Source organism: Streptomyces sp. NPDC088147 (genome assembly GCF_044741565.1).
Lineage (GTDB): Bacteria > Actinomycetota > Actinomycetes > Streptomycetales > Streptomycetaceae > Streptomyces.
The window spans coordinates 301406-328110 of record NZ_JBIUSY010000010.1; the positions used below are offsets into that span (position 1 = coordinate 301406).

General features: G+C 70.3%; 23 protein-coding genes and 2 tRNA genes. 20 read left to right on the top strand and 5 right to left on the bottom strand.

Translation table 11 applies throughout. The features are described 5' to 3' along the window. Positions 1 to 26: 26 nt before the first annotated feature. From ACIOGX_RS32435 to ACIOGX_RS32445, 3 genes are all read left to right on the top strand, one after another. Positions 27 to 497, top strand: coding sequence for a TIGR02611 family protein (locus ACIOGX_RS32435; RefSeq protein WP_383961031.1), 471 nt, complete (start codon positions 27 to 29; stop codon positions 495 to 497). A 54-nt stretch (positions 498 to 551) separates the two neighbouring features. Further along, positions 552 to 623, top strand: a tRNA-Val gene (locus ACIOGX_RS32440). A 181-nt stretch (positions 624 to 804) separates the two neighbouring features. After that, positions 805 to 876, top strand: a tRNA-Val gene (locus ACIOGX_RS32445). An 89-nt stretch (positions 877 to 965) separates the two neighbouring features. Here ACIOGX_RS32445 and ACIOGX_RS32450 read toward each other — a convergent pair. Continuing rightward, positions 966 to 1700, bottom strand: a complete 735-nt coding sequence (locus ACIOGX_RS32450; RefSeq protein ID WP_356513945.1) for a 3'-5' exonuclease — start codon at positions 1698 to 1700, stop codon at positions 966 to 968. A gap of 262 nt (positions 1701 to 1962) precedes the next feature. Between ACIOGX_RS32450 and thrS the strand changes: the two genes are divergently transcribed. Next, positions 1963 to 3939, top strand: coding sequence for a threonine--tRNA ligase (gene thrS / locus ACIOGX_RS32455; RefSeq protein WP_129772709.1), 1977 nt, complete (start codon positions 1963 to 1965; stop codon positions 3937 to 3939). Between the two features lie 131 nt (positions 3940 to 4070). Here thrS and ACIOGX_RS32460 read toward each other — a convergent pair whose 3' ends face one another. Continuing rightward, positions 4071 to 4760 carry a potassium channel family protein gene (locus ACIOGX_RS32460; protein ID WP_356513941.1) on the bottom strand — a complete coding sequence of 230 codons (690 nt, stop codon included), beginning with the start codon at positions 4758 to 4760 and terminating at the stop codon, positions 4071 to 4073. A gap of 66 nt (positions 4761 to 4826) precedes the next feature. Between ACIOGX_RS32460 and ACIOGX_RS32465 the strand changes: the two genes are divergently transcribed. Next, positions 4827 to 5387 carry an HIT domain-containing protein gene (locus ACIOGX_RS32465; RefSeq protein WP_356513939.1) on the top strand — a complete coding sequence of 187 codons (561 nt, stop codon included), beginning with the start codon at positions 4827 to 4829 and terminating at the stop codon, positions 5385 to 5387. A gap of 44 nt (positions 5388 to 5431) precedes the next feature. Here the strand turns inward: ACIOGX_RS32465 and ACIOGX_RS32470 are convergent, their stop codons facing one another. Both ACIOGX_RS32470 and ACIOGX_RS32475 read right to left on the bottom strand, forming a co-directional pair. Next, positions 5432 to 7087 (bottom strand): hypothetical protein, encoded by a 1656-nt coding sequence (locus tag ACIOGX_RS32470; RefSeq protein ID WP_356513937.1) that lies wholly within the window; start codon positions 7085 to 7087, stop codon positions 5432 to 5434. A 228-nt stretch (positions 7088 to 7315) separates the two neighbouring features. After that, positions 7316 to 9523, bottom strand: coding sequence for an elongation factor G-like protein EF-G2 (locus ACIOGX_RS32475; protein WP_401918200.1), 2208 nt, complete (start codon positions 9521 to 9523; stop codon positions 7316 to 7318). Positions 9524 to 9809: 286 nt separating this feature from the next. Here ACIOGX_RS32475 and pgsA point away from each other — a divergent pair, with 286 nt between their 5' ends. The 15 genes from pgsA to ACIOGX_RS32550 all read left to right on the top strand — a co-directional run bounded on the left by pgsA (position 9810) and on the right by ACIOGX_RS32550 (position 25195). Next, positions 9810 to 10478 (top strand): phosphatidylinositol phosphate synthase, encoded by a 669-nt coding sequence (pgsA, locus tag ACIOGX_RS32480; RefSeq protein ID WP_401918202.1) that lies wholly within the window; start codon positions 9810 to 9812, stop codon positions 10476 to 10478. Further along, positions 10475 to 11380 (top strand): phosphatidylinositol mannoside acyltransferase, encoded by a 906-nt coding sequence (locus tag ACIOGX_RS32485; RefSeq protein WP_129772715.1) that lies wholly within the window; start codon positions 10475 to 10477, stop codon positions 11378 to 11380. The genes pgsA and ACIOGX_RS32485 overlap by 4 nt, the downstream gene beginning before the upstream one ends. Beyond that, positions 11377 to 12567, top strand: coding sequence for a glycosyltransferase family 4 protein (locus ACIOGX_RS32490; RefSeq protein ID WP_129772716.1), 1191 nt, complete (start codon positions 11377 to 11379; stop codon positions 12565 to 12567). Before ACIOGX_RS32485 ends, ACIOGX_RS32490 begins: the two co-directional genes overlap by 4 nt. Before the next feature lie 246 nt (positions 12568 to 12813). Then, complete coding sequence (locus ACIOGX_RS32495) at positions 12814 to 13359, top strand: hypothetical protein (RefSeq protein WP_129772717.1); 546 nt, start codon at positions 12814 to 12816, stop codon at positions 13357 to 13359. Between the two features lie 108 nt (positions 13360 to 13467). After that, positions 13468 to 14382: a pyridoxal 5'-phosphate synthase lyase subunit PdxS gene (pdxS, locus tag ACIOGX_RS32500; RefSeq protein ID WP_356513928.1), complete on the top strand. Its 915-nt coding sequence runs from the start codon at positions 13468 to 13470 to the stop codon at positions 14380 to 14382. 6 nt (positions 14383 to 14388) lie between these two features. After that, entirely contained in the window at positions 14389 to 14979 is a 591-nt protein-coding gene (gene pdxT, locus ACIOGX_RS32505) for a pyridoxal 5'-phosphate synthase glutaminase subunit PdxT (RefSeq protein ID WP_356513926.1), read from the top strand. 62 nt (positions 14980 to 15041) lie between these two features. Beyond that, positions 15042 to 15794, top strand: a complete 753-nt coding sequence (locus ACIOGX_RS32510; protein WP_249951051.1) for a YebC/PmpR family DNA-binding transcriptional regulator — start codon at positions 15042 to 15044, stop codon at positions 15792 to 15794. 128 nt (positions 15795 to 15922) lie between these two features. Beyond that, positions 15923 to 16480: a crossover junction endodeoxyribonuclease RuvC gene (gene ruvC, locus ACIOGX_RS32515; RefSeq protein WP_401764611.1), complete on the top strand. Its 558-nt coding sequence runs from the start codon at positions 15923 to 15925 to the stop codon at positions 16478 to 16480. Beyond that, complete coding sequence (ruvA, locus tag ACIOGX_RS32520; protein WP_356513921.1) at positions 16477 to 17100, top strand: Holliday junction branch migration protein RuvA; 624 nt, start codon at positions 16477 to 16479, stop codon at positions 17098 to 17100. Before ruvC ends, ruvA begins: the two co-directional genes overlap by 4 nt. A gap of 77 nt (positions 17101 to 17177) precedes the next feature. Next, complete coding sequence (gene ruvB / locus ACIOGX_RS32525) at positions 17178 to 18260, top strand: Holliday junction branch migration DNA helicase RuvB (protein WP_356513919.1); 1083 nt, start codon at positions 17178 to 17180, stop codon at positions 18258 to 18260. Positions 18261 to 18425: 165 nt separating this feature from the next. Beyond that, a complete protein-coding gene (yajC, locus tag ACIOGX_RS32530; protein WP_356513917.1) occupies positions 18426 to 18878 on the top strand; it encodes a preprotein translocase subunit YajC in 453 nt (150 codons plus the stop codon). Positions 18879 to 19022: 144 nt separating this feature from the next. Then, positions 19023 to 20810, top strand: coding sequence for a protein translocase subunit SecD (gene secD / locus ACIOGX_RS32535; protein WP_401918207.1), 1788 nt, complete (start codon positions 19023 to 19025; stop codon positions 20808 to 20810). A gap of 1 nt (position 20811) precedes the next feature. After that, entirely contained in the window at positions 20812 to 21939 is a 1128-nt protein-coding gene (gene secF, locus ACIOGX_RS32540; protein WP_356513913.1) for a protein translocase subunit SecF, read from the top strand. Continuing rightward, on the top strand, positions 21936 to 22481 hold the full coding sequence (locus ACIOGX_RS32545; protein WP_356513911.1) for an adenine phosphoribosyltransferase: 546 nt from the start codon (positions 21936 to 21938) through the stop codon (positions 22479 to 22481). Before secF ends, ACIOGX_RS32545 begins: the two co-directional genes overlap by 4 nt. Positions 22482 to 22639: 158 nt before the next feature. Continuing rightward, positions 22640 to 25195: a bifunctional (p)ppGpp synthetase/guanosine-3',5'-bis(diphosphate) 3'-pyrophosphohydrolase gene (locus tag ACIOGX_RS32550; protein ID WP_356513909.1), complete on the top strand. Its 2556-nt coding sequence runs from the start codon at positions 22640 to 22642 to the stop codon at positions 25193 to 25195. Between the two features lie 131 nt (positions 25196 to 25326). On the opposite strand, the gene ACIOGX_RS32555 is transcribed toward ACIOGX_RS32550, so the two are convergent. Continuing rightward, positions 25327 to 26556, bottom strand: a complete 1230-nt coding sequence (locus ACIOGX_RS32555; RefSeq protein ID WP_129772727.1) for a DUF349 domain-containing protein — start codon at positions 26554 to 26556, stop codon at positions 25327 to 25329. Between the last annotated feature and the right edge of the window lie 149 nt (positions 26557 to 26705).

The following is a 26705-nucleotide window of genomic DNA, read 5'->3' on the forward strand; positions in this document are numbered from 1 at the left end:
CGGACGGTTCCGGTACGTTGGGACCCATGCGTGCGGAGAGTGACGAGCGAGGGCGGGTCGTGGTGCCGACGGCCGAGCGGCCTGTCCCGGGGGACGTGGCGGAGGGTGTGACGGCGAACCCGGAGCGTGAGCTCGGGTCCCGTGCGCCCCGATTCATCAAGGCGTCGCGGACGCTGCATCTGAGCTGGCAGGTCGGTGTCTTCGTCGTCGGCCTCGCGGTGGTGATCGCGGGCGTCTTCATGCTCGTGCTGCCGGGGCCCGGCTGGCTGGTGATCTTCGGCGGTATGGCGATCTGGGCGACCGAGTTCGTCTGGGCGCAGCTGGTGCTGCGCTGGACCCGGCGCAAGGTCACCGAGGCGGCCCAGAAGGCCCTGGACCCGAAGGTGAGGCGGCGCAACATCATCCTCACCACCATCGGCCTGGTGATCATCGCCGTACTGCTCGGGATCTATCTCTGGAAGTTCGGGATCGTCATGCCCTGGAAGATCGACCAGTGATCCGGAACGCGTCCGGGGACGCCGCTGACATGGGGTAATGTTTGCGGTGCGTCCGGGCGATTAGCTCAGTGGGAGAGCGCTTCGTTCACACCGAAGAGGTCACTGGTTCGAACCCAGTATCGCCCACCCGGAACCGAGGCTCCGAAGACCGACAAGGTCTTCGGAGCCTCGGTCGTTCCGTCGGCGTCCGTCGGTGTCCGTCGGCGAGTTCGCCATCACCGCGCACGCGCACTCGAATACGCGGGTGGGTGCGCCGCATTCGGTTTGAAGGAAGCCCGCGAGGACCTGTATGGTTCAGTCCGTTCCCGGGCGATTAGCTCAGTGGGAGAGCGCTTCGTTCACACCGAAGAGGTCACTGGTTCGAACCCAGTATCGCCCACCGGGAAAGGCCGGTCCGTCGCTGACGGACCGGCCTTCGCGCGTTCCGCCCCCTTGGGTCACGGCCCTCCGGAGTCACGGCCCTCCGGATCAGGCTGCCTCCGCGGGCAGTTCGGGCCGCAGGGGCCAGGCCGGATCCGCCGTATCCTCGCCGCCGCGCGAGAACCACGTCTGCTGGCCCCGGATCTGCGCCGCGTGCCAGACGGCCTGGAGCGTGTGCAATTCGGTGGCGCTCAGCCGCTCCATCCGCGCGGAGAAACGCCGTCCGACCGCGCGCACGACGTCGAGCGCCGCCTGCGCGGCCAGTTCGCCACCGGTCGCGTCCCGCACCCCGTCCAGCTCGATCTCGTAATGGGCGCAGAGATCGGCGAGCGTACGGCCGCCCTTGCGGTACCGGTCCAGATGGTTGTCCAGGACCAGGGGGTCCAGCACGCACAGCGGCACGTTCTGGAGACACTCGGCGAGCGACGAGGCGCGGTGGCGGCGCAGCTCACGGTCGAGGACCGTCAGATCGAACGGCGCGTCCATCACCACGAGCGGGCGGCCCGCCGCGCACTGCCCGGCCAGCGCCCGCGCCATCTCCTCCATCGCCGGCGCCGGCCAGCGGCCGTTGCGGTGCAGGAAGTCGTCCGTGAGCCCGTGCACCTCGGTGGCGGCCGCGGGCACCGGCACACCGGGATCGATCAGCCAGCGCGTCACCCGCGGCCGGGTGCCCGCCATGTCCTGGACGACCAGCGCGGCCGAAACGATCCGGTCCTCCTCGGCGTCCACCCCCGTCGTCTCGGTGTCGAATGCGGCCAGCGGCCCTTCGTACCAACACGTCATTCCCGAACTCCTCGCGCATGAGCGGCAGATGTTCCAGCTCTGCCCGAAAAGGGGATACCCGGACAGGTCGTTCGGTACGCGCCGTGTCCGGTGGGCGCCTTACGGTGACCGGACGGGATACGGGGCGGGACGAGAGCGGCCGGTACCGCGCCGTTCCGTCTGTGTCCCGGTCAACCGTTTCGCGCGCGGCCCTCCGGGCTCGGTACGATTCAGAACGCGCAGCGACCGCTGTCGCGCCTCGCGAGTACAGCAGGAGAGACCGGTGTCAGACGTCCGTGTGATCATCCAACGCGATTCCGAGCGGGAAGAGCGCGTGGTGACGACGGGCACTACGGCGGCCGAGCTCTTCCCCGGTGAGCGCACCGTGATCGCCGCGCGCGTGGGCGGCGAGCTGAAGGACCTGGCGTACGAGATCGGCGAGGGCGAGGTCGTCGAGCCCGTCGAGATCTCCTCCGAGGACGGCCTCGCCATCCTGCGCCACTCCACCGCGCATGTCATGGCACAGGCCGTACAGGAGCTGCACCCCGAGGCCAAGCTGGGCATCGGCCCGCCGGTCAAGGACGGCTTCTACTACGACTTCGACGTGGCGACCCCCTTCACCCCCGATGACCTCAAGGCCATCGAGAAGAAGATGCAGGAGATCCAGAAGCGCGGTCAGCGCTTCTCGCGCCGCGTCGTCACCGACGAGGCGGCCCGCGAGGAGCTGGCGGCCGAGCCGTACAAGCTGGAGCTCATCGGCATCAAGGGCGCCGCGTCCACCGACGACGGCGCGGATGTCGAGGTGGGCGGCGGCGAGCTGACCATCTACGACAACTTGGACGCCAAGACCGGCGAGCTGTGCTGGAAGGACCTCTGCCGCGGCCCCCACCTGCCCACCACCCGCAACATCCCGGCGTTCAAGCTGATGCGGAACGCCGCCGCGTACTGGCGGGGCAGCGAGAAGAACCCGATGCTCCAGCGCATCTACGGCACCGCGTGGCCGTCGAAGGAAGAGCTGAAGGCGCATCTGGAGTTCCTCGCCGAGGCCGAGAAGCGCGATCACCGCAAGCTCGGCAGCGAGCTTGACCTGTTCTCCTTCCCCGACGAGGTCGGTTCCGGTCTCGCGGTCTTCCACCCCAAGGGCGGCGTCATCCGCCGGGCGATGGAGGACTACTCGCGCCGCCGGCACGAGGAGGAGGGGTACGAGTTCGTCTACACGCCGCACGCCACGAAGGGGAAGCTCTTCGAGAAGTCCGGGCACCTGGACTGGTACGCCGACGGCATGTACCCGCCCATGCAGCTCGACGAGGGCGTGGACTACTACCTCAAGCCCATGAACTGCCCGATGCACAACCTGGTCTTCGACGCGCGGGGCCGCTCCTACCGTGAGCTGCCTCTGCGGCTGTTCGAGTTCGGGACGGTCTACCGGTACGAGAAGTCGGGCGTCGTGCACGGGCTGACCAGGGCCCGCGGCTTCACGCAGGACGACGCGCACATCTACTGCACCAAGGAGCAGATGGCGGACGAGCTGGACTCGACGCTCACCTTCGTGCTGAACCTGCTGCGCGACTACGGACTGACCGACTTCTATCTGGAGCTGTCCACCAAGGACCCGGAGAAGTTCGTCGGCACGGACGAGGCGTGGGAAGAGGCCACCGAGGTCCTGCGCGCGGTGGCCGAGAAGCAGGGGCTGCCGCTGACCCCCGACCCGGGCGGCGCCGCGTTCTACGGTCCGAAGATCTCGGTGCAGGCGCGGGACGCCATCGGCCGTACGTGGCAGATGTCGACCGTGCAGCTGGACTTCAATCTGCCGGAGCGCTTCAACCTGGAGTACACCTCGCCGGACGGGTCCAAGCAGCGTCCCGTCATGATCCATCGCGCGCTGTTCGGGTCCATCGAGCGCTTCTTCGCGGTGCTCCTGGAGCACTACGCGGGCGCGTTCCCGGCGTGGCTGGCGCCGGTGCAGGCGACGGGCATCCCGATCGGCGACGCGCATATCCCGTACCTCCAGGAGTTCGCCAAGGCCGCGCGGGCCAGGGGGCTGCGGGTCGAGGTGGACTCGTCGTCGGACCGTATGCAGAAGAAGATCAGGAACGCGCAGAAGCAGAAGGTTCCGTTCATGATCATCGCGGGCGACGAGGACATGGCCAACGGGGCCGTCTCCTTCCGGTACCGCGACGGTTCGCAGGAGAACGGGATCCCCGTCGACGAGGCCATCGCGAAGATCGCCAAGGTCGTCGACGAGCGCGCCCAGATCTGAGGACGAGGTCGGATCCGCGATCGCGGTCGGTCCGGGATCGCGGCCGGTCCGAGACCGTCGTCGGTCCGTGATCGCAGTCGGTCCGAGACCGTCGTCGGTCCCTGACCGCGGTCGGTCCCAGTCCCGGCCGGTCAGGACGAAGCCCCCGGGGAGCCGTCGCCCCCCGGGGGCTCCTCCTCGCCCTCCCTGTCGAAGACCTGGATCAGCCAGGACGAGAACGAACCGGTCACCGCGCCGAGGAGCGCCAGCCCGCACCCCATCAGGAACACGGCGAACACCCGGCCGAGCGGCGTCACGGGCGTCACATCGCCGTAGCCGACGGTGGTGATCGCCGAGCAGGCCCACCAGACCGCGTCGCCGAACGTGGTGATCGTGGCCCCCGGCGCGTCGTGCTCCTGCTGGTAGACGGCGAGGGCGGCGGCGAGGCTCAGCAGGACGGACGTGATCCCGGCGTACGCCATCACCCGCCCGTACAGACTGAGCCGGGGACGGTCCCGGCGCCGCTGGACCGTCACATAGGTGTTCACGATCCGCAGCGGACGCAGCAGCGGCAGTACCAGTACGACGGTGTCCAGCCAGTGCGTACGGACGAACCGGAGGCCCTGGCCGCTGAGCACCAGCCGCACCCCGTAGTCCACCGCGAAGAGCAGCCAGATCAGCAGGGCCAGGCCCATCGCGAGGTCGCGCCAGAACGGGTCGGGGCTGTGGTTCAGGACCCGTACCGCGTAGCAGGCGAGGAACAGCACCGAGGCCACGAGCAGCGGCAGCTCCGTACGCCGCTCCCAGCCGAGCTGCCGGTCGGGCCCATTTCGGACATGCATCGCCCCAGCATCGCCGGGGCCCGTCGGGCGCGGGCCCGGCGACACGCTCCACGGGGCCGAAGTCATATGCTGCACAGCATGACGAGTGAGCCGGAGCAGCAGATCGGAGTGGGGACCCAGGACGCGTTCCAGCGCCTGTGGACGCCCCATCGGATGGCCTACATCCAGGGCGAGAACAAGCCCACCGGACCGGGCGCCGAGGACGGCTGTCCCTTCTGCTCCATCCCGTCCAAGTCCGACGAGGACGGACTGGTCATCGCGCGCGGCGAGCGCGTGTACGCGGTGCTGAACCTCTACCCGTACAACGGCGGGCACCTGATGGTGGTGCCGTTCCGTCATGTCGCCGACTACACGGAGCTGGACGAGGCGGAGACCGCCGAGCTGGGCCTGTTCACCAAGCGGGCGATGACCGCGCTCCGTACGGCGTCCGGCGCGCACGGCTTCAACATCGGGATGAACCAGGGCACGGTGGCAGGGGCCGGCATCGCCGCCCATCTGCATCAGCATGTGGTGCCCCGCTGGGGCGGCGACACCAACTTCATGCCTGTCGTCGGACATACGAAGGTGCTTCCGCAGCTGCTCGCCGACACCCGGGCGATGCTGGCCGACGCCTGGCCGCGCCCGTAGGCGCGGTGAGCACGCGCACGCAGGCGCGCTCGTAGGCGCCGCCGTTACGCGTCGTAGGCGTCGGCCTTCTTCGGCGACAGGTCCTGCACCGCGCCGCTCAGCGAGGACGCGCGGCCCTTGAAGCGCTCGGTGTCCACGCCGTGCTCCTCCAGCACCCGCAGCGCGGCGTTGTGCGCCACGCGCAGTACGGGGGTGGCGGCGCGCATCGCGTCGTCGGCCATGAAGCGGTGGCGCCAGGGCTGATCGGCCCAGGCGTGCCGCAGACCGAAGGGCTCGGGCAGCGACAGCTTGCCGCCGAGGAAGTCCAGGATCGGCGGATACCAGGTGAACGGCGCACGGACCGCGAGCCGCACCACCTCGGGCGGATCGATCAGGGGCAGCGTCCGTGAGGTGGTCTCCCAGAACCGGACCGTCTTGGCGACCGTGACCGTCTTGGGCGAGGACTTCGTGGTGAACAGGCCATGCACCGGGCCCAGGGCATGGCCGGTGACCTCGATGCGCAGGGTCTCGTGGAGCACCGTGACCGTGATCATCATGGTGATCACCAGCTGGCCGTCCCAGAGGACGAACTGCACGCCCAGATAGTGCCGGTCGCCGCTGCCGAACTGCTGGTGGTTGCAGATCCGCTGTATCTCGTGGGGCTTGACCTGGAACGCCTCCACGTCCTGGCCCTCACGCCGGGACACCGAGCCCGCGCCCTCGCCGACCGGCGACACGATCCAGTGCTTCACGGAAGGCGTCGGAAAACCACCGGAGTTGAGCGGCCCGCGCTCCAGCAGCTTCATCTGGTCGTGGATCGCCCGTATCACGTCATAGGCGCGGAACTGGTGGATCTCCTTGCCCGCGTCCTTGGGGACGAGCTCCTCGGCCAGCTGCCAGCTGCCCCAGCGGGTGCCCATGCCCAATATGCCCTTGGGGCCCGCGTAGAAGACCATGTTGGACCGCTGCTCGGCGGTGAGCTTCTCCAGGCCCTGGCGGAGCGCCTCGCGGGTGGCGTCGCCCGGGTTCCCCGGCACGGCTTCGGGGATCTTGGCTCCCACACCGCCGCCCGAGAGGAGATTGTCCCAGCGGGTGCGCAGATCCTTCGCGGTCATCTCACAGATCCGCCTGGCGACCAGCCAGCCGATGACGGGCGCGACGATCATGCCGCGCAGATACCAGCCCAGCACGCCGTTGAACGGCAGCGCGACCAGCACGATCACCGCCAGCGCCGCCACCGCGAACAGCAGGGCGCCGCCCACCATGCCGGCACGCTTGTCCTTGGCCCCCGCCAGCGTGCGGCGCAGCTGGAACACGCCCAGCCAGAGCAGCAGTCCGGGCAGGAACAGCACCCCGAACACCACCGTCACGGCGGTGAGTTTGGAGTCACGCTCCTTGCGGATACGCGACGCCGCCAGGGCGTGCTCCACCACGGTCTGCGGCTCCATGCCGAAGGACTGGATCAGCGCGCCACGGCCGCCGCCGAGCATCCGGAGCTGTACGGCACGGGAGAACGCCTCGCCCAGATTCGGCTCGAAGAGCGAGAACTTGCCCTTCGAGACAGAGGACTTGTGCCACTCGTTGTCGGCCTTGAGGATCTCCTCGACCGGACTGTCCCGGTACGCGGCCGAGGCGAGGGCATGCGTCGCCGCGGTCTGTCCGTCCGAACCCATGATCGGGACCTGTGCCCCCGGGCCGAAGTCGAATACGTCGTCCGCCACTGACGCCCCTTCGCCACAAGGTTCCGCTGCCGCGGCCGGCCACCCGGCGCGCGTGCCCCGCACACCTGCTGGAGCTGGGCACCACAGCGTAACCGGGCCGTGCCCTCCGCGTCAGGAGACCTGGCGCTCTTTCGCCACACGCGGCACCCGAAAGCCTGGAACGGGACAACTCTCCTGCCCCGGAACGGATGTACCGGACAGGGCTCGGACCCCCGGCCGGAACGGATGTCAGACCCCGGCCCCCTCCCGCTCGCGCAGCCGGTCCGCGACCGCGGGCGGCATGGGCTCGTGGCGCGCGTACGACCGGCTGAAGCGGCCGGTGCCGTGCGAGACCGACCGCAGGTCCACCGCGTACCGCCCGATCTCCAGCTCCGGGACCTCGGCCTTCACCAACGTCCTTCCCCGCCCGGCCTGTTCGGTGCCGACCACCCGGCCGCGCCGGCCGGACAGATCGCTCATCACCTGCCCCACGTACTCGTCGGGCACCAGGACCGCCAACTCCGCGACCGGCTCCAGCAGATGGATGGACGCGTCGCCCGCGGCCTCGCGCAGCGCCAGGGCGCCCGCCGTCTGGAACGCGGCGTCGGAGGAGTCCACCGAGTGGGCCTTGCCGTCCAGCAGCGTGATCCGGATGTCGACGAGCGGATGACCCGCCGCGACACCCCGCGCCGCCTGGAGCCGTATGCCCTTCTCGACGGAGGGGATGAACTGCCGCGGCACCGCGCCGCCCACGACCTTGTCGACGAACTCGATCCCGGAGCCGGGAGGCAGCGGATCCACCTCGATCTCACAGATCGCGAACTGGCCGTGGCCGCCGGACTGCTTCACATGCCGGCCGCGCCCCGCCGAACTCTCGCCGAAGGTCTCCCGCAGCGCGACCCGGTACGGTACGGCGTCCACCTGCACCCCGTACCTGCTGCGCAGCCGGTCCAGCGCGACCTCCCGATGGGCCTCGCCCAGGCACCAGAGGACCACCTGATGGGTGTCCTGGTTCTGTTCGAGCCGCATCGTCGGGTCCTCCGCGACCAGCCGCGCGAGCCCCTGGGACAGCTTGTCCTCATCGGCCTTGCTGTGCGCCTCGACGGCCAGCGGCAGCAGCGGATCGGGCATGACCCAGGGCTCCACCAGAAGCGGATCGTCCTTGGCGGACAGCGTGTCGCCCGTCTCGGCACTGGACAGCTTCCCGACACAGGCCAGATCACCGGCGACACAGTGGGCCAGCACGCGCTGCTGCTTGCCGAAGGGGGAGGACAGGGCGCCGATCCGCTCGTCGACGTCGTGATCCTCGTGCCCCCGGTCGGTCAGCCCGTGGCCCGAGACATGGACCGTCTCGTCCGGCCGCAGGGTGCCGGAGAAGACCCGTACGAGAGAGACCCTGCCGACGTACGGATCCGAGGCGGTCTTGACCACCTCCGCCACCAGCGGACCCCGCGGGTCGCAGTGGATGTCCGGGCGCGGGTCGCCCTGCGGGGTCGTCACGACGGGGGCCGGCCGCTCCAGCGGGGTCGGGAAGCCGCCGACGATCAGGTCCAGCATCTCGACCGTGCCCAGGCCCTGCCGGGCGCCGGGCGGCGCGGGAGCCGCCGCGAGCACCGGATGGAAGACGCCACGCGCCACGGCCTTCTCCAGATCCTCGGTCAGCGTCCCGACATCGATCTCCTCGCCGCCGAGGTAGCGGTCCATGAGGGTCTCGTCCTCGCTCTCCGCGATGATCCCCTCGATCAGCCGGTCGCGCGCCTCCTCGATCCGCGGCAGCTCGTCGGGACCCGGCGGATTCTCCCGGCGCTCCCCGGAGGCGTAGTCGGAGATCTTCCGCGTCAGCAGCCCCACGAGCCCGGTGGCCGGGGCGTGTCCGTCGGGGCCCTCCGCTCCCCGCACCGGGAGACAGAGCGGCAGTACGGCGTCCGGATCGTCCCCGCCGAAGATCCGCGCGCAGATCCGGGTCATCTCGTCGAAGCCGGTGCGCGCCGTGTCCAGATGCGTGACGACGATCGCGCGCGGCATCCCGACCGCCGCGCACTCGTCCCAGACCGTACGGGTCGCACCCGCCACGGCCTCCGCCTCCTGGGCGGCCGACACAACGAAGAGGGCCGCGTCCGCTGCTCGCAGACCGGCCCTCAGCTCTCCGACGAAATCCGCGTAGCCGGGGGTGTCCAGCAGATTGATCTTGCACCCGCCCCATTCCAGGGGCACGAGAGAAAGCTGTACGGAACGCTGCTGGCGGTGCTCGATCTCGTCGTAGTCCGAGACCGTCGCGCCGTCCTCGACCCGTCCCGCCCGGTTCACCGCTCCGGCGGTGAGCGCCAGAGCCTCGACCAGCGTGGTCTTTCCCGAACCGCTGTGGCCCACCAGCACCACGTTCCGTACGGACGCGGGCCGGTCGGCCGTCGGCGCCCTTCCGGCGGCCCCGGGGTGTATACGCGCCTTGTCGCCCATGATCCCTGCCTCCCGATCGTCCACGTGAGGGGATGGAGAGAGGAGCGGGCCGGGTGAGCCGCGCGGCAGCTCCGGCGAGGCCCGCGGTGGTCCTTCGAGCTTCGCACCCCGGCCACGGTGCGTCCATACGTCGTACGCGGGCGCATGGTGCGGGTGCCCCGGAGTACGGCGCCGGGGTCCTGGCTACGATGGGCCAGGTCCTGTCCGAAGGCCCACGGAGACCCACCGGACAGGGCCCAGCCGGTGGCCGTCGGGGCCACGCGGCCCACCGAACCTCGGGAAGGCCATGCTGAACAAGTACGCGCGTGCATTCTTCACGCGTGTCCTCACACCGTTCGCCGCATTTCTGCTCCGCCGCGGAGTCAGCCCGGATGCGGTCACGCTCATCGGTACGGCCGGAGTGGTGGCGGGTGCGCTGGTCTTCTTCCCTCGCGGGGAGTTCTTCTGGGGCACCATCGTCATCACCGTCTTCGTCTTCTCCGATCTCATCGACGGCAATATGGCCAGGCAGGCAGGGATCTCCAGCCGCTGGGGCGCCTTCCTGGACTCGACCCTCGACCGGGTCGCGGACGGCGCGATCTTCGCCGGATTCGCGCTCTGGTACGCGGGCACCGGCGACAGCAACGCGCTCTGCGCCGTCGCGATCTTCTGCCTGGCCAGCGGCCAGGTCGTCTCGTACACCAAGGCCCGGGGGGAGTCCATCGGGCTGCCCGTGGCCGTCAACGGACTGGTCGAGCGCGCCGAGCGGCTGGTCATCTCGCTGGTCGCGGCCGGTCTCGCCGGGCTGCACGGCTTCGGAGTCCCGGGCATCGACATCCTGCTGCCGATCGCCCTGTGGATCGTCGCCGTGGGCAGCGTGGTCACACTCGGCCAGCGCGTCGTCACGGTACGCCGCGAATCCGCCGAGGCCGACGCCGCCGCGGCCGGCTCCCGGGGCAGCGGGGCCACCTCATGAGCGGGGCGCGCGACCGCGTGACCGACGCGCTGTACGGGCTCGGCTGGGGCGCGGTCAAGAAGCTGCCGGAGCCCGTGGCCACGGCCCTCGGCCGGACCATCGCGGACACCGTGTGGAAGCGGCGCGGGCCGAGCGTCCTGCGCCTCGAATCCAATCTCGCGCGTGTGGTGCCCGACGCCGGGCCCGAGCGGCTCGCCGCACTCTCCAAGGCCGGGATGCGCTCGTACATGCGCTACTGGATGGAGTCCTTCCGGCTGCCCGCCTGGAGCACGGAGCGCGTGCGCGCGGGCGCCGAGATCAAGGACATCGACCTGCTGATGGACGGACTCGCCTCCGGACGCGGCGTCGTACTGGCCCTCCCGCACATGGCCAACTGGGACCTCGCGGGCGCGTGGCTCACCCGGGGACAGGGGGTGCCGTTCACGACGGTCGCCGAGCGGCTCAAGCCCGAGACGCTGTACGACCGGTTCGTCGCCTACCGCGAGAGCCTGGGCATGGAGGTCCTGCCGCACACCGGCGGCTCCGCCTTCGGCCGGCTCGCGCGGCGGCTGCGCGGCGGCGGACTGGTCTGCCTGGTCGCCGACCGCGATCTGTCGTCGTCCGGCGTCGAGGTCGACTTCTTCGGGGACGCCGCCCGGATGCCGGCGGGGCCCGCGCTGCTCGCCCAGCAGACCGGGGCGCTTCTCATGCCGGCGGCGCTCTGGTTCGACGATTCGACGGTCATGCGGGGACGCGTGTACCCGGCGATCGAGGTACCCGGGACAGGTACCCGCGCCGAGAAGACGTCTGTGATGACACAGGCGATGGCCGATGCCTTCGCCGACGGAATCGCCGAGCACCCGGAGGACTGGCACATGCTGCAACGGCTGTGGCTCAAGGACCTGGAGCGGGGGCCCGAGTGAGGATCGGCATCGTCTGCCCGTACTCCTGGGACGTACCGGGCGGAGTCCAGTTCCACATCAGGGATCTGGCGGACCATCTGATCCGGCTCGGACACGAGGTGTCCGTACTGGCCCCCGCGGACGACGAGACCCCGCTCCCGCCGTACGTCGTCTCGGCCGGCCGCGCCGTGCCCGTCCCGTACAACGGCTCGGTCGCCCGGCTGAACTTCGGCTTCCTGTCGGCCGCGCGGGTACGGCGCTGGCTGCACGACGGCGCTTTCGACGTGATCCACATCCACGAACCGACCGCGCCGTCGCTGGGTCTGCTCACCTGCTGGGCCGCGCAGGGCCCCATCGTCGCCACGTTCCACACCTCGAACCCGCGGTCGCGGGCCATGATCGCCGCGTACCCGATCCTCCAGCCCGCGCTGGAGAAGATCAGCGCGCGGATCGCGGTGAGCGAGTACGCGCGACGGACGCTGGTGGAGCACCTGGGCGGCGACGCCGTGGTCATCCCGAACGGCGTCGACGTCGACTTCTTCGCCAAGGCCGACGTCAACCCCGACTGGCAGGGGCGCACCATCGGCTTCATCGGCCGGATCGACGAGCCGCGCAAGGGCCTGCCGGTGCTGATGAACGCCCTCCCGAAGATCCTCGCCGTCTACCCGGAGACACGGCTGCTGGTGGCGGGGCGCGGGGACGAGAAGGAAGCGGTGGAGTCGCTCCCCAAGGAGATGCGGGAGCGCGTCGAGTTCCTCGGCATGGTCAGCGACGAGGACAAGGCGCGGCTGCTGCGCAGCGTCGACCTGTACGTCGCGCCCAACACGGGCGGCGAGAGCTTCGGCATCATCCTCGTCGAGGCGCTGTCGGCGGGCGCGGCGGTACTGGCGAGCGATCTGGACGCGTTCGCGCAGGTCCTGGACCAGGGGGCGGCGGGCGAACTGTTCACGAACGAGGACGCGGACGCGCTGGCGGGGGCGGCCGTACGGCTGCTGGGCGACGCGGAGAGGCGCGCGGAGCTGCGGGAGCGGGGGAGCGCGCATGTGCGGCGCTTCGACTGGTCGACGGTGGGGGCGGACATTCTGGCGGTGTACGAGACGGTGACGGACGGGGCGGCGTCGGTGGCGACGGACGAACGGACGGGACTGCGGGGCCGGCTGTGGCGGCGGGGAGAGGGCGACGGCGAGGCGCTCTTCTCGGGCGGGTAGCCGTTCGTTTCGGCGGGGCCGGTGCGCCGTCCGGGGGCGGTCGTCTTCGGCGGGGGCCGGTTTCCGGGTGCGTTTCGGCTGGGGCCGGTGGTGCGGTGCGGGTCGTCGCCGGGGTGCGCTCCGGGGGCGTCCCCCGGGATAACACTGCATGCCCTCCGGACAGGTACCTCCGGAGCCCCCGCTCCCGGCCCACGACAACGCGACCGCGCCACGACCCCTCGCCGGGAGGCGATACCGTTGCCCGTTGTGATCGAGACCCTTATCTGGATCGTCGTCGCCGTCGTCGCGATCGGCCTCTACCTCAGCTGGACCGCCGGCCGCCTCGACCGGCTGCACGCCCGTATCGACGCCGCCCGCGCCGCCCTCGACGCCCAGTTGCTGCGGCGCGCCTCGGTCACTCAGGAGCTGGCCTCCTCCGGCGTGCTCGATCCCGCCGCGTCGATCGTCCTGTATCAGGCCGCGCACGCCGCCCGGCAGGCCGAGGAGGAGCAGCGGGAGGTCGCCGAGAGCGAGTTGAGCCAGGCGCTGCGGGCCGTCTTCGGGGAGACCGCTCAGGTGGAGGCGGTGCAGGCCGCGCCCGGGGGCGAGGAGGCCGCCGGGGAGCTCGCCGCCGCGGTGCGGCGCGTACCCATGGCGCGCCGGTTCCACAACGACTCCGTACGCGCGGCCCGCGCGCTGCGCCGGCACCGCAAGGTCCGCTGGTTCCGGCTCGCCGGCCACGCGCCGTTCCCGCTCGCGTTCGAGATGGACGACGAGCCGCCGGTCGCGCTGGCCGACCGGCCGGGTACCTGAGCACGCGAAACGAGCCACCGCCTCCTCATTGGCTCTTGCTGTGGACTGGTTCCGGGGCGTTTTCTTGGGGTGCAGTTCCCCATCGTTTTCAGCCAGTGAGGTCGCTCCGTGTCCACCACGCTTCCCACCGTTCCCCAGTCCCCCGAGACCGGCACCGCGCGCGTGAAGCGCGGTATGGCCGAGCAGCTCAAGGGGGGTGTGATCATGGACGTCGTCACGCCGGAGCAGGCGAAGATCGCCGAGGACGCCGGCGCGGTCGCCGTGATGGCGCTGGAGCGGGTGCCCGCCGATATCCGCAAGGACGGCGGCGTCGCCCGGATGTCCGACCCGGACATGATCGAGGGGATCATCGACGCGGTCTCGATCCCGGTGATGGCGAAGTCGCGGATCGGTCACTTCGTGGAGGCCCAGGTCCTTCAGTCGCTGGGCGTGGACTACATCGACGAGTCCGAGGTGCTGACCCCGGCCGACGAGGTCAACCACTCCGACAAGTGGGCGTTCACCACGCCCTTCGTCTGTGGTGCCACCAACCTGGGGGAGGCGCTGCGCCGGATCGGCGAGGGCGCGGCGATGATCCGTTCCAAGGGCGAGGCGGGCACGGGCAATGTCGTGGAGGCCGTCAGGCATCTGCGGCAGATCAAGAACGAGATCGCCAGGCTCCGCGGCTTCGACGGCAACGAGCTGTACGCCGCCGCCAAGGAGCTGCGCGCGCCGTACGAGATCGTCAAGGAGGTCGCGGCGCTCGGCAAGCTGCCGGTGGTGCTGTTCTCCGCGGGCGGTGTCGCCACCCCCGCCGACGCGGCGCTGATGCGGCAGCTCGGTGCCGAGGGCGTCTTCGTCGGGTCCGGCATCTTCAAGTCCGGTGACCCGGCCAAGCGCGCCGCGGCGATCGTGAAGGCCACCACCTTCTACGACGACCCGAAGGTCATCGCGGAGGCGTCCCGCGATCTGGGCGAGGCCATGGTCGGCATCAACTGCGACACCCTGCCCGAGGCCGAGCGCTACGCGAACCGTGGCTGGTAACCGGCGATGAGCACCCCTGTGATCGGCGTCCTGGCGCTCCAGGGCGACGTCCGGGAGCATCTGGCGGCCCTGGCGACGGCGGGAGCCGAGGCCAGGACCGTCCGGCGCCCGGCGGAGCTCGACGAGGTCGAGGGGCTGGTGATCCCCGGCGGCGAGTCCACCACGATGTCCAAGCTGGCGGCGCTCTTCGGCATGCTGGAGCCGCTGCGCGAGCGGGTGGGGGCCGGGATGCCGGTCTACGGCACCTGTGCCGGGATGATCATGCTCGCCGAGAAGATCCTCGATCCGCGCTCCGGCCAGGAGACGGTCGGCGGGATCGACATGATCGTCCGCCGGAACGCCTTCGGCAGGCAGAACGAGTCCTTCGAGGCGGCGGTCGAGGTCAGCGGTGTCGACGGCGGCCCCGTGGAGGGCGTCTTCATCCGGGCCCCCTGGGTCGAGTCGGTCGGCGCCGAGGTGCGGGTGCTCGCGGAGTACGGGGGCCATGTGGTCGCCGTACGGCAGGGCAACGCCCTCGCGACCTCGTTCCATCCGGAGCTGACGGGCGACCACAGGCTGCACCGGTTCTTCACCGACATGGTGCGCTCCGCACGGTGACCGTATCCCGGTAGGATCGCTGCCGAACGGAGCAGGATTGGTTACGCGAAGGAGACAGGCAGATGTCCGGCCACTCTAAATGGGCTACGACGAAGCACAAGAAGGCCGTGATCGACGCCAAGCGCGGCAAGCTCTTCGCGAAGCTGATCAAGAACATCGAGGTCGCGGCCCGGACCGGCGGTGCCGATGTCGACGGCAACCCGACTCTCTTCGACGCCATTCAGAAGGCGAAGAAGAGCTCGGTGCCGAACAAGAACATCGACTCGGCCGTCAAGCGTGGTGCCGGCCTGGAGGCCGGTGGCGCCGACTACGAGACGATCATGTACGAGGGGTACGGCCCGAACGGTGTCGCGGTGCTCATCGAGTGCCTGACCGACAACCGCAACCGCGCCGCCTCCGACGTCCGCGTCGCCATGACCCGTAACGGTGGCTCGATGGCCGACCCGGGCTCCGTCTCGTACCTCTTCAACCGCAAGGGCGTCGTGATCGTCCCCAAGGGCGAGCTGGGCGAGGACGACGTCCTGGGCGCGGTCCTCGACGCGGGCGCCGAGGAGGTCAACGACCTCGGTGAGTCCTTCGAGGTGCTCAGCGAGGCGACCGACCTGGTCGCGGTCCGCACCGCGCTCCAGGAGGCGGGTATCGACTACGACTCCGCCGACGCCAACTTCGTCCCGACCATGCAGGTCGAGCTGGACGAGGAGGGCGCGCGCAAGATCTTCAAGCTGATCGACGCCCTTGAGGACAGCGACGACGTGCAGAACGTCTTCGCCAACTTCGACGTCTCGGACGATGTGATGGAGAAGGTCGACGCCTGACGGTCACGGCTGACACGGCTTCATCTGACGGGCCGACGGGACACGCCCTCCCGTCGGCCCGTCGCGTTGTCGGTGGCGACCGATACTGTGCTGATCAGCGGGAACATTTGACCGAAGGAGGGGGCGCCATGCGGGTGCTGGGAGTTGATCCCGGGCTGACCCGGTGCGGTGTGGGCGTCGTCGAGGGCGTCGCGGGCCGTCCGCTGACCATGCTCGGCGTCGGCGTGGTCCGTACGCCCGCGGACGCCGAGACCAGCCTGCGGCTGGTCGCCATCGAGCGGGGCATCGACGGCTGGCTGGACGAGCACCGGCCCGAACTCGTCGCGGTGGAGCGGGTGTTCGCCCAGCACAATGTGCGTACGGTCATGGGCACCGCGCAGGCCAGCGCGGTCGCCATGCTCTGCGCCGCGCGCCGCGGCATCCCCGTGGCCCTGCACACCCCCAGCGAGGTCAAGGCGGCCATCACCGGCAGCGGCCGGGCGGACAAGGCCCAGGTCGGCGCGATGGTGACCCGGCTGCTGCGGCTCGACGCCCCGCCGAAGCCGGCCGACGCCGCCGACGCCCTCGCGCTCGCCATCTGCCATATCTGGCGTGCCCCCGTGCTGAACCGGCTTCAGCGGGCGCAGGCCGCGGCCCGTCCCTCCCGTGTCCCCACCACCGCATCCGTACGGAAGGTCACGCGATGATCGCCTTCGTCAGCGGCCCGGTCGCCGCCCTCGCCCCGACCACGGCGGTGATCGAGGTCGGCGGCGTCGGCATGGCCGTCCAGTGCACGCCCGGGACGCTCGCCGGGCTGCGCGTCGGCCAGGAGGCGAGGCTCGCCACCTCCCTGGTCGTGCGGGAGGACTCCCTGACCCTGTACGGCTTCGCGGACGACGACGAACGCCAGGTCTTCGAGCTGTTGCAGACCGCCAGCGGGGTGGGCCCGAGGCTGGCGCAGGCCATGCTCGCCGTGCACAGCCCGGACGCGCTGCGTCTCGCCGTCTCCACGGGCGACGAGAAGGCGCTGACCGCGGTCCCCGGCATCGGCAAGAAGGGCGCCCAGAAGCTGCTGCTCGAACTGAAGGACCGGCTCGGTGAACCGGTCGGCGTGGCCGGGCGGCAGGGCGTCGGCTCCGCCGTCTCCGCCTCCTGGAGCGACCAGCTGCACGCCGCGCTGATCGGTCTCGGCTATGCCACCCGCGAGGCGGATGACGCGGTGGCCCTGGTCACCCCGCAGGCCGAGGCGGCGCTCGCCGAGGGGACACAGCCCCCCGTGCCGCGGCTGCTGCGGGCCGCGCTCCAGAGCCTGAACAGAACGCGCTGAGCCGGCGCCGGCCGCCCTTCCGTGCCGTACTCCGAGGCGCCGTCGAGCGACGCGCCCCTTTCCCGAGGTGAAACAGAGTGAACTGGGACGACACCAGCGGCGGTACGCCGCCGGACGACACGGCCGAGCGGCTCGTCGGCTCGTCCGCCGACGGCGAGGACCAGGCCGTCGAGGCGGCGCTGCGGCCCAAGTCGCTGGGTGAGTTCGTCGGGCAGGAGCGGGTCCGCGAGCAGCTCGACCTGGTACTGAAGGCGGCCCTGGCACGTGGCGCGACCGCCGACCACGTACTGCTCTCGGGCGCTCCGGGGCTGGGCAAGACAACCCTCTCCATGATCATCGCGGCTGAGATGAAGGCCCCGATCCGGATCACCTCGGGCCCCGCCATCCAGCACGCCGGCGATCTCGCGGCGATCCTGTCCTCCCTCCAGGAGGGTGAGGTTCTCTTCCTGGACGAGATCCACCGGATGTCCCGGCCCGCCGAGGAGATGCTCTACATGGCGATGGAGGACTTCCGGGTCGACGTGATCGTCGGCAAGGGTCCTGGCGCCACCGCCATCCCGCTGGAGCTGCCCCCGTTCACTCTGGTGGGTGCCACCACCCGGGCCGGTCTGCTGCCGCCCCCGCTGCGCGACCGCTTCGGTTTCACGGGCCATATGGAGTTCTACGAGAGCGCCGAGCTGGAGCGTGTGATCCACCGCTCCGCCCACCTCCTCGACCTGGAGATCGACACCGCGGGCGCGGCGGAGATCGCGGGACGCTCCCGCGGCACGCCCCGTATCGCCAACCGGCTGCTGCGGCGCGTACGCGACTACGCGCAGGTCAAGGCGGACGGCGTCATCAACCGCGAGGTGGCCGCCGTGGCCCTCGGGGTCTACGAGGTCGACGCCCGCGGCCTGGACCGGCTCGACCGCGCCGTACTGACAGCCCTGCTCAAGCTCTTCGGCGGCGGCCCCGTCGGCCTGTCGACCCTGGCGGTGGCCGTGGGGGAGGAGCGTGAGACGGTGGAGGAGGTCGCGGAGCCCTTTCTCGTACGGGAGGGACTGCTCGCCCGTACTCCGCGCGGCCGGGTCGCGACCCCCGCCGCCTGGGCACACCTGGGGCTCGCACCCCCTCAGCAGGCCCCCGGCGCGGGTGGACAGCCGGGTTTGTTCGGGGCGTGAGGGCGATGGCACTCGCCGGGTCAGGAACCCCGGTGCGATGCTGGGCGTTGTTCCAACGAAGCGGACTCGCTTAGACTCCGCCGATGCCGCCCTTCCGGGTCGGCGTGCCCACCCCCGTATACCAGGCCGCTCGACAGCGCGGTCGTGCGAAGGAAGTTCCCTCCCGTGAGTATCGTGACCCTCCTCCCCTTCATCGTGCTCATCGGGGCCATGTTCCTGATGACCCGGTCCGCCAAGAAGAAGCAGCAGGCAGCCGCGCAGATGCGCGACGAAATGCAGCCGGGCACCGGCGTCCGCACCATCGGCGGCATGTACGCCACCGTCAAGGAGGTGCACGACGACATGGTCCTTCTGGAGGTCGCTCCCGGCGTCCACGCCGTCTACGCCAAGAACGCCATCGGCGCCGTCCTGGACGACGACGAGTACAACCGCATCGTGCACGGCGAGGACGACCTCAAGAGCGACCTCGACGCTCCGGTCGTCCCGGACGACGCCTCCTCGCTGACCGGGACGGACAGCACCCCGGAAGACGCCAAGATCGACCTGGGCAAGAAGCCCGAGGCCGACGACGCCGAGGCCAAGGACGGCAAGGCCGACGGCGAGGCCGGCGCGAAGTAGTCCCGACCGTGCCGACGGGCCGCGCCGCGGCCCGTCGCGGCGTACGGTCGCGCTGGAATTCTGCGGGGGCAGGTCCCCACAACACTTCGTGGCCGCTCCGGCGCACACCCGGCGTGGGGCGGTTGGACAGGGAGAAACGAGAAGGTGGCAGCACCTAATAAGGGCCGCAGGCAAGCGGGGTCCCCAGGCAGGCCAGGGCGCACCCTGGCACTGTTCCTGATTGCCATGGTCGCCCTCACGGGCGGGATGTTCTGGTCCGGTCATGTCACGCCACGCCTGGGAATCGACCTCGCCGGCGGCACGAGCATCACGCTCCAGGCGAAGAACACGCCGGGCAAGCCGAACGCGATCAACAAGACCAACATGGACACCGCCGTCAGCATCATCGAGCGGCGTGTCAACGGTCTTGGTGTCTCGGAGGCCGAGGTCCAGACGCAGGGCAGCAGCAACATCATCGTCAACATCCCCAAGGGGACGAACGAGAAGCAGGCCCGTGATCAGGTCGGCACTACGGCCCAGCTGTACTTCCGGCCGGTACTGACCGTCGCCGCGGGCGGCCCGGCCGCTCCGCAGCCCTCGGCCGGCGGTACTCCGAGCGGCTCCCCCTCCTCCTCCGCGGGCAACCCGTCGAGCGACGAGTCCGCCGGCAACTCGGACCCGTCGCCCTCGTCGAGCTCCACCGCTCAGGGCCGTGCCGTCACGGACGGTCTGAAGAAGGACGTGACGCCCTCCCCGGGCGCGTCCTCCTCGGGTGCGTCCTCGGACAAGGACAAGCCCGGCGCCTCGGACAAGCCCTCCCCCTCCACCACTCCCTCCACCGACCCGGCCACGGCCGCGCTGGAGAAGAAGTTCACGGACCTGGACTGCACCAACCAGGCCGCGCGCACCAAGGCCAACCAGGGAGCCGCGCCCAAGGACACGATCGTGGCCTGTGGCAAGAACTCCGGCGGCGAGTGGGAGAAGTACATCCTCGGCCCCGCCGAGCTGGAGGGCACGGACGTCGATGACGCCAAGGGCGTTCTCGACCCGCAGCGTGGCATCTGGATCGTCACGATGGACTTCAGCAGCGGTGGCACGAAGAAGTTCCAGTCCATCACCGGCAAGCTCTCCCAGCAGCAGCCGCCGATGAACCAGTTCGCCATCGTGCTCGACGGCAATGTCGTCTCGGCACCCTCGGTGAGCCAGACGCTCGGCGGCAGCGCCGAGATCTCCGGCAGCTTCACCCAGCAGTCCGCCCAGGACCTGGCCAACATCCTGTCGTACGGCGCGCTGCCGCTCTCCTTCCAGGAGCAGAGCGTCACGACGGTCACCGCCGCGCTCGGCGGTGAGCAGCTGGAGGCGGGCCTGATCGCCGGTGCGATCGGCCTCGCCCTGGTGGTCATCTACCTGGTGGCCTACTACCGAGGTCTCGCCGGCATCGCGATCCTCAGCCTCGGCGCGTCGGGCGTCATGACGTACACGATCATGTCGCTGCTCGGCCCGGGTATCGGCTTCGCGCTGAACCTGCCCGCCGTGTGCGGTGCGATCGTCGCCATCGGTATCACCGCGGACTCGTTCATCGTCTACTTCGAGCGCATCCGTGACGAGATCCGCGAGGGCCGCACGCTCAGGCCCGCCGTCGAACGCGCCTGGCCGCGCGCCCGGCGCACGATCCTGGTCTCCGACTTCGTGTCGTTCCTCGCCGCCGCCGTGCTGTTCCTCGTCACGGTCGGCAAGGTCCAGGGCTTCGCGTTCACCCTCGGTCTGACCACTCTCCTCGACGTGGTCGTGGTGTTCTTCTTCACCAAGCCGGTGATGACGCTCCTCGCCCGCACCACGTTCTTCGCCAGCGGTCACCCCTGGTCCGGACTGGACCCGAAGCGGCTCGGCGCCAAGCCCCCGCTGCGCCGCTCCCGCCGTGTCAGCGCTCCCACCGACCCGAAGGAGGCGTGAGATGTCGCGACTCGGCGCACTCGGCGCCCGGCTCTACCGCGGTGAAGTCGGCTACGACTTCATCGGGAAGCGCAAGTTCTGGTACGCGCTCTCGATCCTGATCACCATCACGGCCATCGCGGGCGTGGCGGTACGCGGTCTCAACATGGGCATCGAGTTCAAGGGCGGTGCCGTCTTCACCATCCCGAGCACGAGCGTCTCCGTGACGCAGGCCCGGACGATCACCGAAGAGGCCTCGGGCCACGACGCGATCGTCCAGCAGCTCGGCAACGGCGGCATGCGGATCCAGGTCACCGAACTGGACACCAAGCAGGCCGACGGCGTGCGCACGGAGCTGGCCAAGGACCTGAAGGTCGACGAGGCGAAGATCAACGCCGAACTCGTCGGTCCGAGCTGGGGCGCGACGATCGCCAACAAGGCCTGGATGGGCCTGGGGATCTTCATGGTCCTGGTGGTGATCTATCTGGCGATCGCCTTCGAATGGAGAATGGCGGTCGCGGCCCTGATCGCCCTGATCCATGACCTCACGATCACCGTCGGTGTGTACGCGCTGGTCGGCTTCGAGGTCACCCCGGGTACGGTGATCGGTCTGCTCACCATCCTCGGTTACTCCCTCTACGACACCGTCGTCGTCTTCGACAGTCTCAAGGAGGGGTCGAAGGACATCACCAAACAGACCCGCTGGACCTACAGCGAGGTCGCCAACCGCTCGATCAACAGCACGCTGGTGCGTTCCATCAACACCACCGTGGTCGCGCTGCTGCCGGTCGCCGGTCTGCTCTTCATCGGCGGCGGTTTCCTCGGCGCCGGCATGCTGAACGACATCTCGCTCTCGCTCTTCGTCGGCCTCGCCGCCGGTGCGTACTCCTCGATCTTCATCGCCACGCCGCTCGTCGCCGACCTGAAGGAACGCGACCCGCGGATCAAGGCGCTGAAGAAGCGGGTGCTCGCCAAGCGGGCCGCCGCAGCCGCCAAGGGGGAGCGGCCCGACGGCCCCTCGGACGATGACGACGGCATCGAGGACGACGGTCCCGAGGACCTGGTCCCCGGAGCGCCGGCGGCCGCCGTGGCCGGCCAGCGCGCCAGGGGCGGGCGTGGCCGCCCGTCGGGCTCGGGGAGGCGTCGGTGACGGACACCAGCACGCGGGAGCTGCTGCTCAGCCGTATCCGTGATGTCGCGGACCACCCCGAGCCGGGCGTCGTCTTCAAGGACATCACGCCGCTGCTGGCCGACCCGAAGGCCTTCACGGCGCTCACCGACGCGCTCGCGGAGCTGTGCGTGCGGTACGGCGCGACGAAGATCGTGGGCCTGGAGGCCCGCGGCTTCATCCTGGCGGCCCCCGTGGCGGTCCGGGCGGGCGTGGGCTTCATCCCCGTACGCAAGGCGGGCAAGCTCCCCGGCGCGACGCTGTCGCAGACGTACGAGCTGGAGTACGGCTCCGCGGAGATAGAGATCCACGCGGAGGACCTTGACCAGGACGACCGGGTCCTCGTCATCGACGACGTACTGGCCACCGGCGGCACGGCCGAGGCCTCGCTGGAGCTGGTCCGGCGGGCCGGCGCCGAGGTGGTGGGCGTCGCGGTCCTGATGGAGCTGGGTTTCCTGGGCGGCAGGGCCCGTCTTGAGCCCGTCCTGGGCGGGGCCCCGCTGGAGGCTCTGATCACGCTCTGAGCGGCCCTTCGAGGCATACGGACGGGCACCCGGGAACAACCGGGTGCCCGTCCGTCGTTCCAGGGCTCTCAGGTCCTGGGGCGAGAGGGACGCCCGAGGTCGATACCATGGAACCTCCGGGCCTGACCGGGGGACCTGGATCCGCACGAGGAGCGCCCTTGCCAGAAGAGGTCCAGCCACTGGCCGCCGCAACGCCCGATCACTCTGCCGAGCAGGCCGCGGCGGCATCGTCCGTGTCGCGGCACCAGGCCGCGGTCGCGGCGGAGGAGAAGGCCGCCCGCGCGTCCGCGGAGACCTCGGACGGGCGCCCCGTGGAGGCGCCCCCGGCGCCCGTGCCCCCCGCGCCCCCGGAACGCCCCTCCACGCCCGTCAGCGCCCCCAAGCCCGGCCCCGCGGCCACGCCGCGTTCCGGCGGGTCCTCCAACCGCGTACGGGCCCGGCTCGCCCGTCTCGGGGTACAGCGCTCGTCGCCGTACAACCCGGTGCTCGAACCGCTCCTGCGGACCGTGCGGGGCAACGACCCGAAGATCGAGACGGCCACGCTCCGCCAGATCGAGCGCGCCTACCAGGTCGCCGAGCGCTGGCACCGCGGTCAGAAGCGCAAGAGCGGCGACCCGTACATCACGCATCCCCTCGCGGTGACGACGATCCTCGCGGAGCTGGGCATGGACCCTGCCACTCTGATGGCGGGTCTGCTGCACGACACCGTCGAGGACACCGAGTACGGCCTCGACACCCTGCGCCGCGACTTCGGCGACCAGGTCGCGCTGCTCGTCGACGGGGTCACCAAGCTGGACAAGGTCAAGTTCGGCGAGGCGGCGCAGGCCGAGACCGTACGCAAGATGGTCGTCGCCATGGCCAAGGACCCGCGGGTCCTGGTCATCAAGCTCGCCGACCGGCTGCACAACATGCGCACCATGCGCTATCTCAAGCGGGAGAAGCAGGAGAAGAAGGCCCGCGAGACGCTGGAGATCTACGCGCCCCTGGCCCACCGGCTGGGCATGAACACCATCAAGTGGGAGCTGGAGGACCTCGCCTTCGCGATCCTCTACCCGAAGATGTACGACGAGATCGTCCGGCTCGTCGCGGAGCGCGCCCCCAAGCGGGACGAGTATCTGGCCATAGTGACCGACGAGGTCCAGTCGGATCTGCGCGCCGCCCGGATCAAGGCCACCGTCACCGGCCGCCCGAAGCACTACTACAGCGTCTACCAGAAGATGATCGTCCGCGGCCGGGACTTCGCGGAGATCTACGACCTGGTGGGGATCCGCGTCCTCGTCGACACCGTCCGCGACTGCTACGCGGCGCTCGGCACCGTCCACGCGCGATGGAATCCGGTCCCCGGCCGGTTCAAGGACTACATCGCGATGCCCAAGTTCAACATGTACCAGTCGCTGCACACGACGGTCATCGGACCCAACGGCAAGCCCGTCGAGCTCCAGATCCGTACGTTCGACATGCACCGCCGCGCCGAGTACGGCATCGCCGCGCACTGGAAGTACAAGCAGGAGGCCGTCGCGGGCGCCTCCAAGGTGCGTACGGACGTGCCCAGGAACGCGGGCAAGGGCGCGGGCCAGGACACCGTCAACGACATGGCGTGGCTGCGGCAGCTGCTGGACTGGCAGAAGGAGACCGAGGACCCCAGCGAGTTCCTGGAGTCGCTCCGCTTCGACCTGTCCCGCAACGAGGTCTTCGTCTTCACGCCCAAGGGTGACGTGATAGCGCTGCCCGCCGGTGCCACCCCCGTCGACTTCGCGTACGCGGTGCACACGGAGGTCGGCCACCGGACCATAGGAGCCCGGGTCAACGGGCGGCTCGTACCGCTCGAATCGACGCTGGACAACGGCGATCTGGTGGAGGTCTTCACCTCCAAGGCGTCCGGTGCGGGCCCCTCGCGCGACTGGCTGGGCTTCGTCAAGTCACCGCGGGCCAGGAACAAGATCCGCGCGTGGTTCTCCAAGGAGCGCCGCGACGAGGCGATCGAGCAGGGCAAGGACGCCATCGCGCGGGCCATGCGCAAGCAGAACCTGCCGATCCAGCGCATCCTCACAGGCGACTCGCTGGTCACGCTCGCGCACGAGATGCGCTATCCCGACATCTCGTCCCTGTACGCGGCGATCGGCGAGGGCCATGTCGCCGCGCAGGGCGTCGTACAGAAGCTGGTGCAGGCCCTCGGCGGTGAGGAGGCCGCCAACGAGGACATCGCCGAGAGCGCCCCGCCCTCGCACGGCCGCGGCAAGCGCCGCGCCAACGCCGACCCCGGCGTGGTCGTCAAGGGCGTCGAGGACGTCTGGGTCAAGCTCGCCCGCTGCTGTACGCCGGTCCCGGGCGACCCGATCATCGGCTTCGTCACGCGCGGCAGCGGTGTCTCGGTGCACCGCGCCGACTGCGTCAATGTCGACTCCCTCTCCCAGCAGCCCGAACGGATCCTCGAGGTCGAGTGGGCCCCCACCCAGTCGTCGGTCTTCCTGGTCGCCATCCAGGTCGAGGCGCTGGACCGCTCCCGGCTGCTGTCGGACGTCACCCGCGTCCTGTCCGACCAGCATGTGAACATCCTGTCCGCGGCCGTCCAGACCTCCCGCGACCGGGTCGCCACCTCCCGGTTCACCTTCGAGATGGGCGACCCGAAGCACCTGGGACACGTCCTGAAGGCCGTACGGGGTGTGGAGGGCGTCTACGACGTCTACCGCGTCACCTCGGCGCGCAGGCCGTAGAGGACGACGGACGAGGGGCGACGAACGGCAACGACGAAGGCAACGACGAAAGGGGCTCCCCGCAGCGGATGCGGGGAGCCCCTTCGTCGTCTCCGGATGACGCCGGGCCGGGTGGTGCCCGGCCCGGTCCGTCAGCCGCCGAACTCCTGGAGACCCTTCAGCGCCTGGTCCAGCAGGGCCTGCCGGCCCTCCAGCTCCTTGGCGAGCTTGTCCGCCTTGGCGTTGTTGCCCGCCGCGCGCGCCGCGTCGATCTGCGTACGCAGCTTGTCGACCGCGCCCTGGAGCTGACCCGTCAGACCCGCGGCGCGCGCACGCGCCTCCGGGTTCGTCCGGCGCCACTCGTTCTCCTCGGACTCCTGAAGAGCCCGCTCCACCGCGTGCATCCGGCCCTCGACCTTGGGCCGGGCGTCACGCGGTACGTGGCCGATGGCCTCCCAGCGCTCGTTGAGCGCCCGGAACGCCGCCCTGGCCGCCTTGAGGTCCGTGACCGGCACCAGCCGCTCGGCCTCGACCGCGAGTTCCTCCTTGAGCTTGAGGTTCTCGCCCTGCTCGGCGTCCCGCTCGGCGAAGACCTCGCCACGCGCGGCGAAGAAGACGTCCTGGGCGCCGCGGAAGCGGTTCCACAGATCGTCCTCGGCCTCGCGCTGGGCGCGGCCCGCCGCCTTCCACTCGGTCATCAGCTCGCGGTAGCGGGCTGCCGTACCGCCCCAGTCGGTGGAGCCGGACAGCGATTCGGCCTCCGCGACCAGCTTCTCCTTGGCCTTGCGGGCGTCCTCGCGCTGCGCGTCGAGCGCCGCGAAGTGCGCCTTGCGGCGCTTGGAGAACGCCGAGCGCGCGTGCGAGAAGCGGTGCCACAGCTCGTCGTCGGACTTCCGGTCCAGCCTCGGCAGGCCCTTCCAGGTGTCCACCAGTGCCCGCAGCCGCTCACCGGCCGACCGCCACTGATCGCTCTGCGCCAGCTCCTCCGCCTCGGTGACCAGCGCCTCCTTGGCGTGGCGCGCCTCGTCGGTCTGCTTCGCCCGCTGCGCCTTGCGCTCCTCACGGCGCGAGTCGACCGTCGCCACCAGCGCGTCGAGCCGCTTGCGCAGCGCTTCGAGATCGCCCACGGCGTGGTGCTCGTCGACCTGTCCGCGCAGATGCTCGATGGCGGTCGTCGCATCCTTCGCGGACAGATCGGTGGTCTTCACCCGCCGTTCGAGGAGGCCGATCTCGACAACCAGGCCCTCGTACTTGCGCTCGAAATAGGCCAGAGCCTCCTCCGGAGAGCCAGCCTGCCACGATCCGACGACCTGTTCGCCCTCGGCCGTACGCACGTACACGGTGCCCGTCTCATCGACGCGGCCCCACGGGTCGCTGCTCACAGCGCCTCCTCCACCTGATGTCCGTGAGGGGTGTGGCCCCCGGGCATCATCCACAGTTTCCTGGGACGGGCTGCGCCCGCCCTGCACAACGCCAATCTAGGCGACCGGCCGCCCGGCTGTCCGCACTCAGCGCGGCCGAAATTCACAGG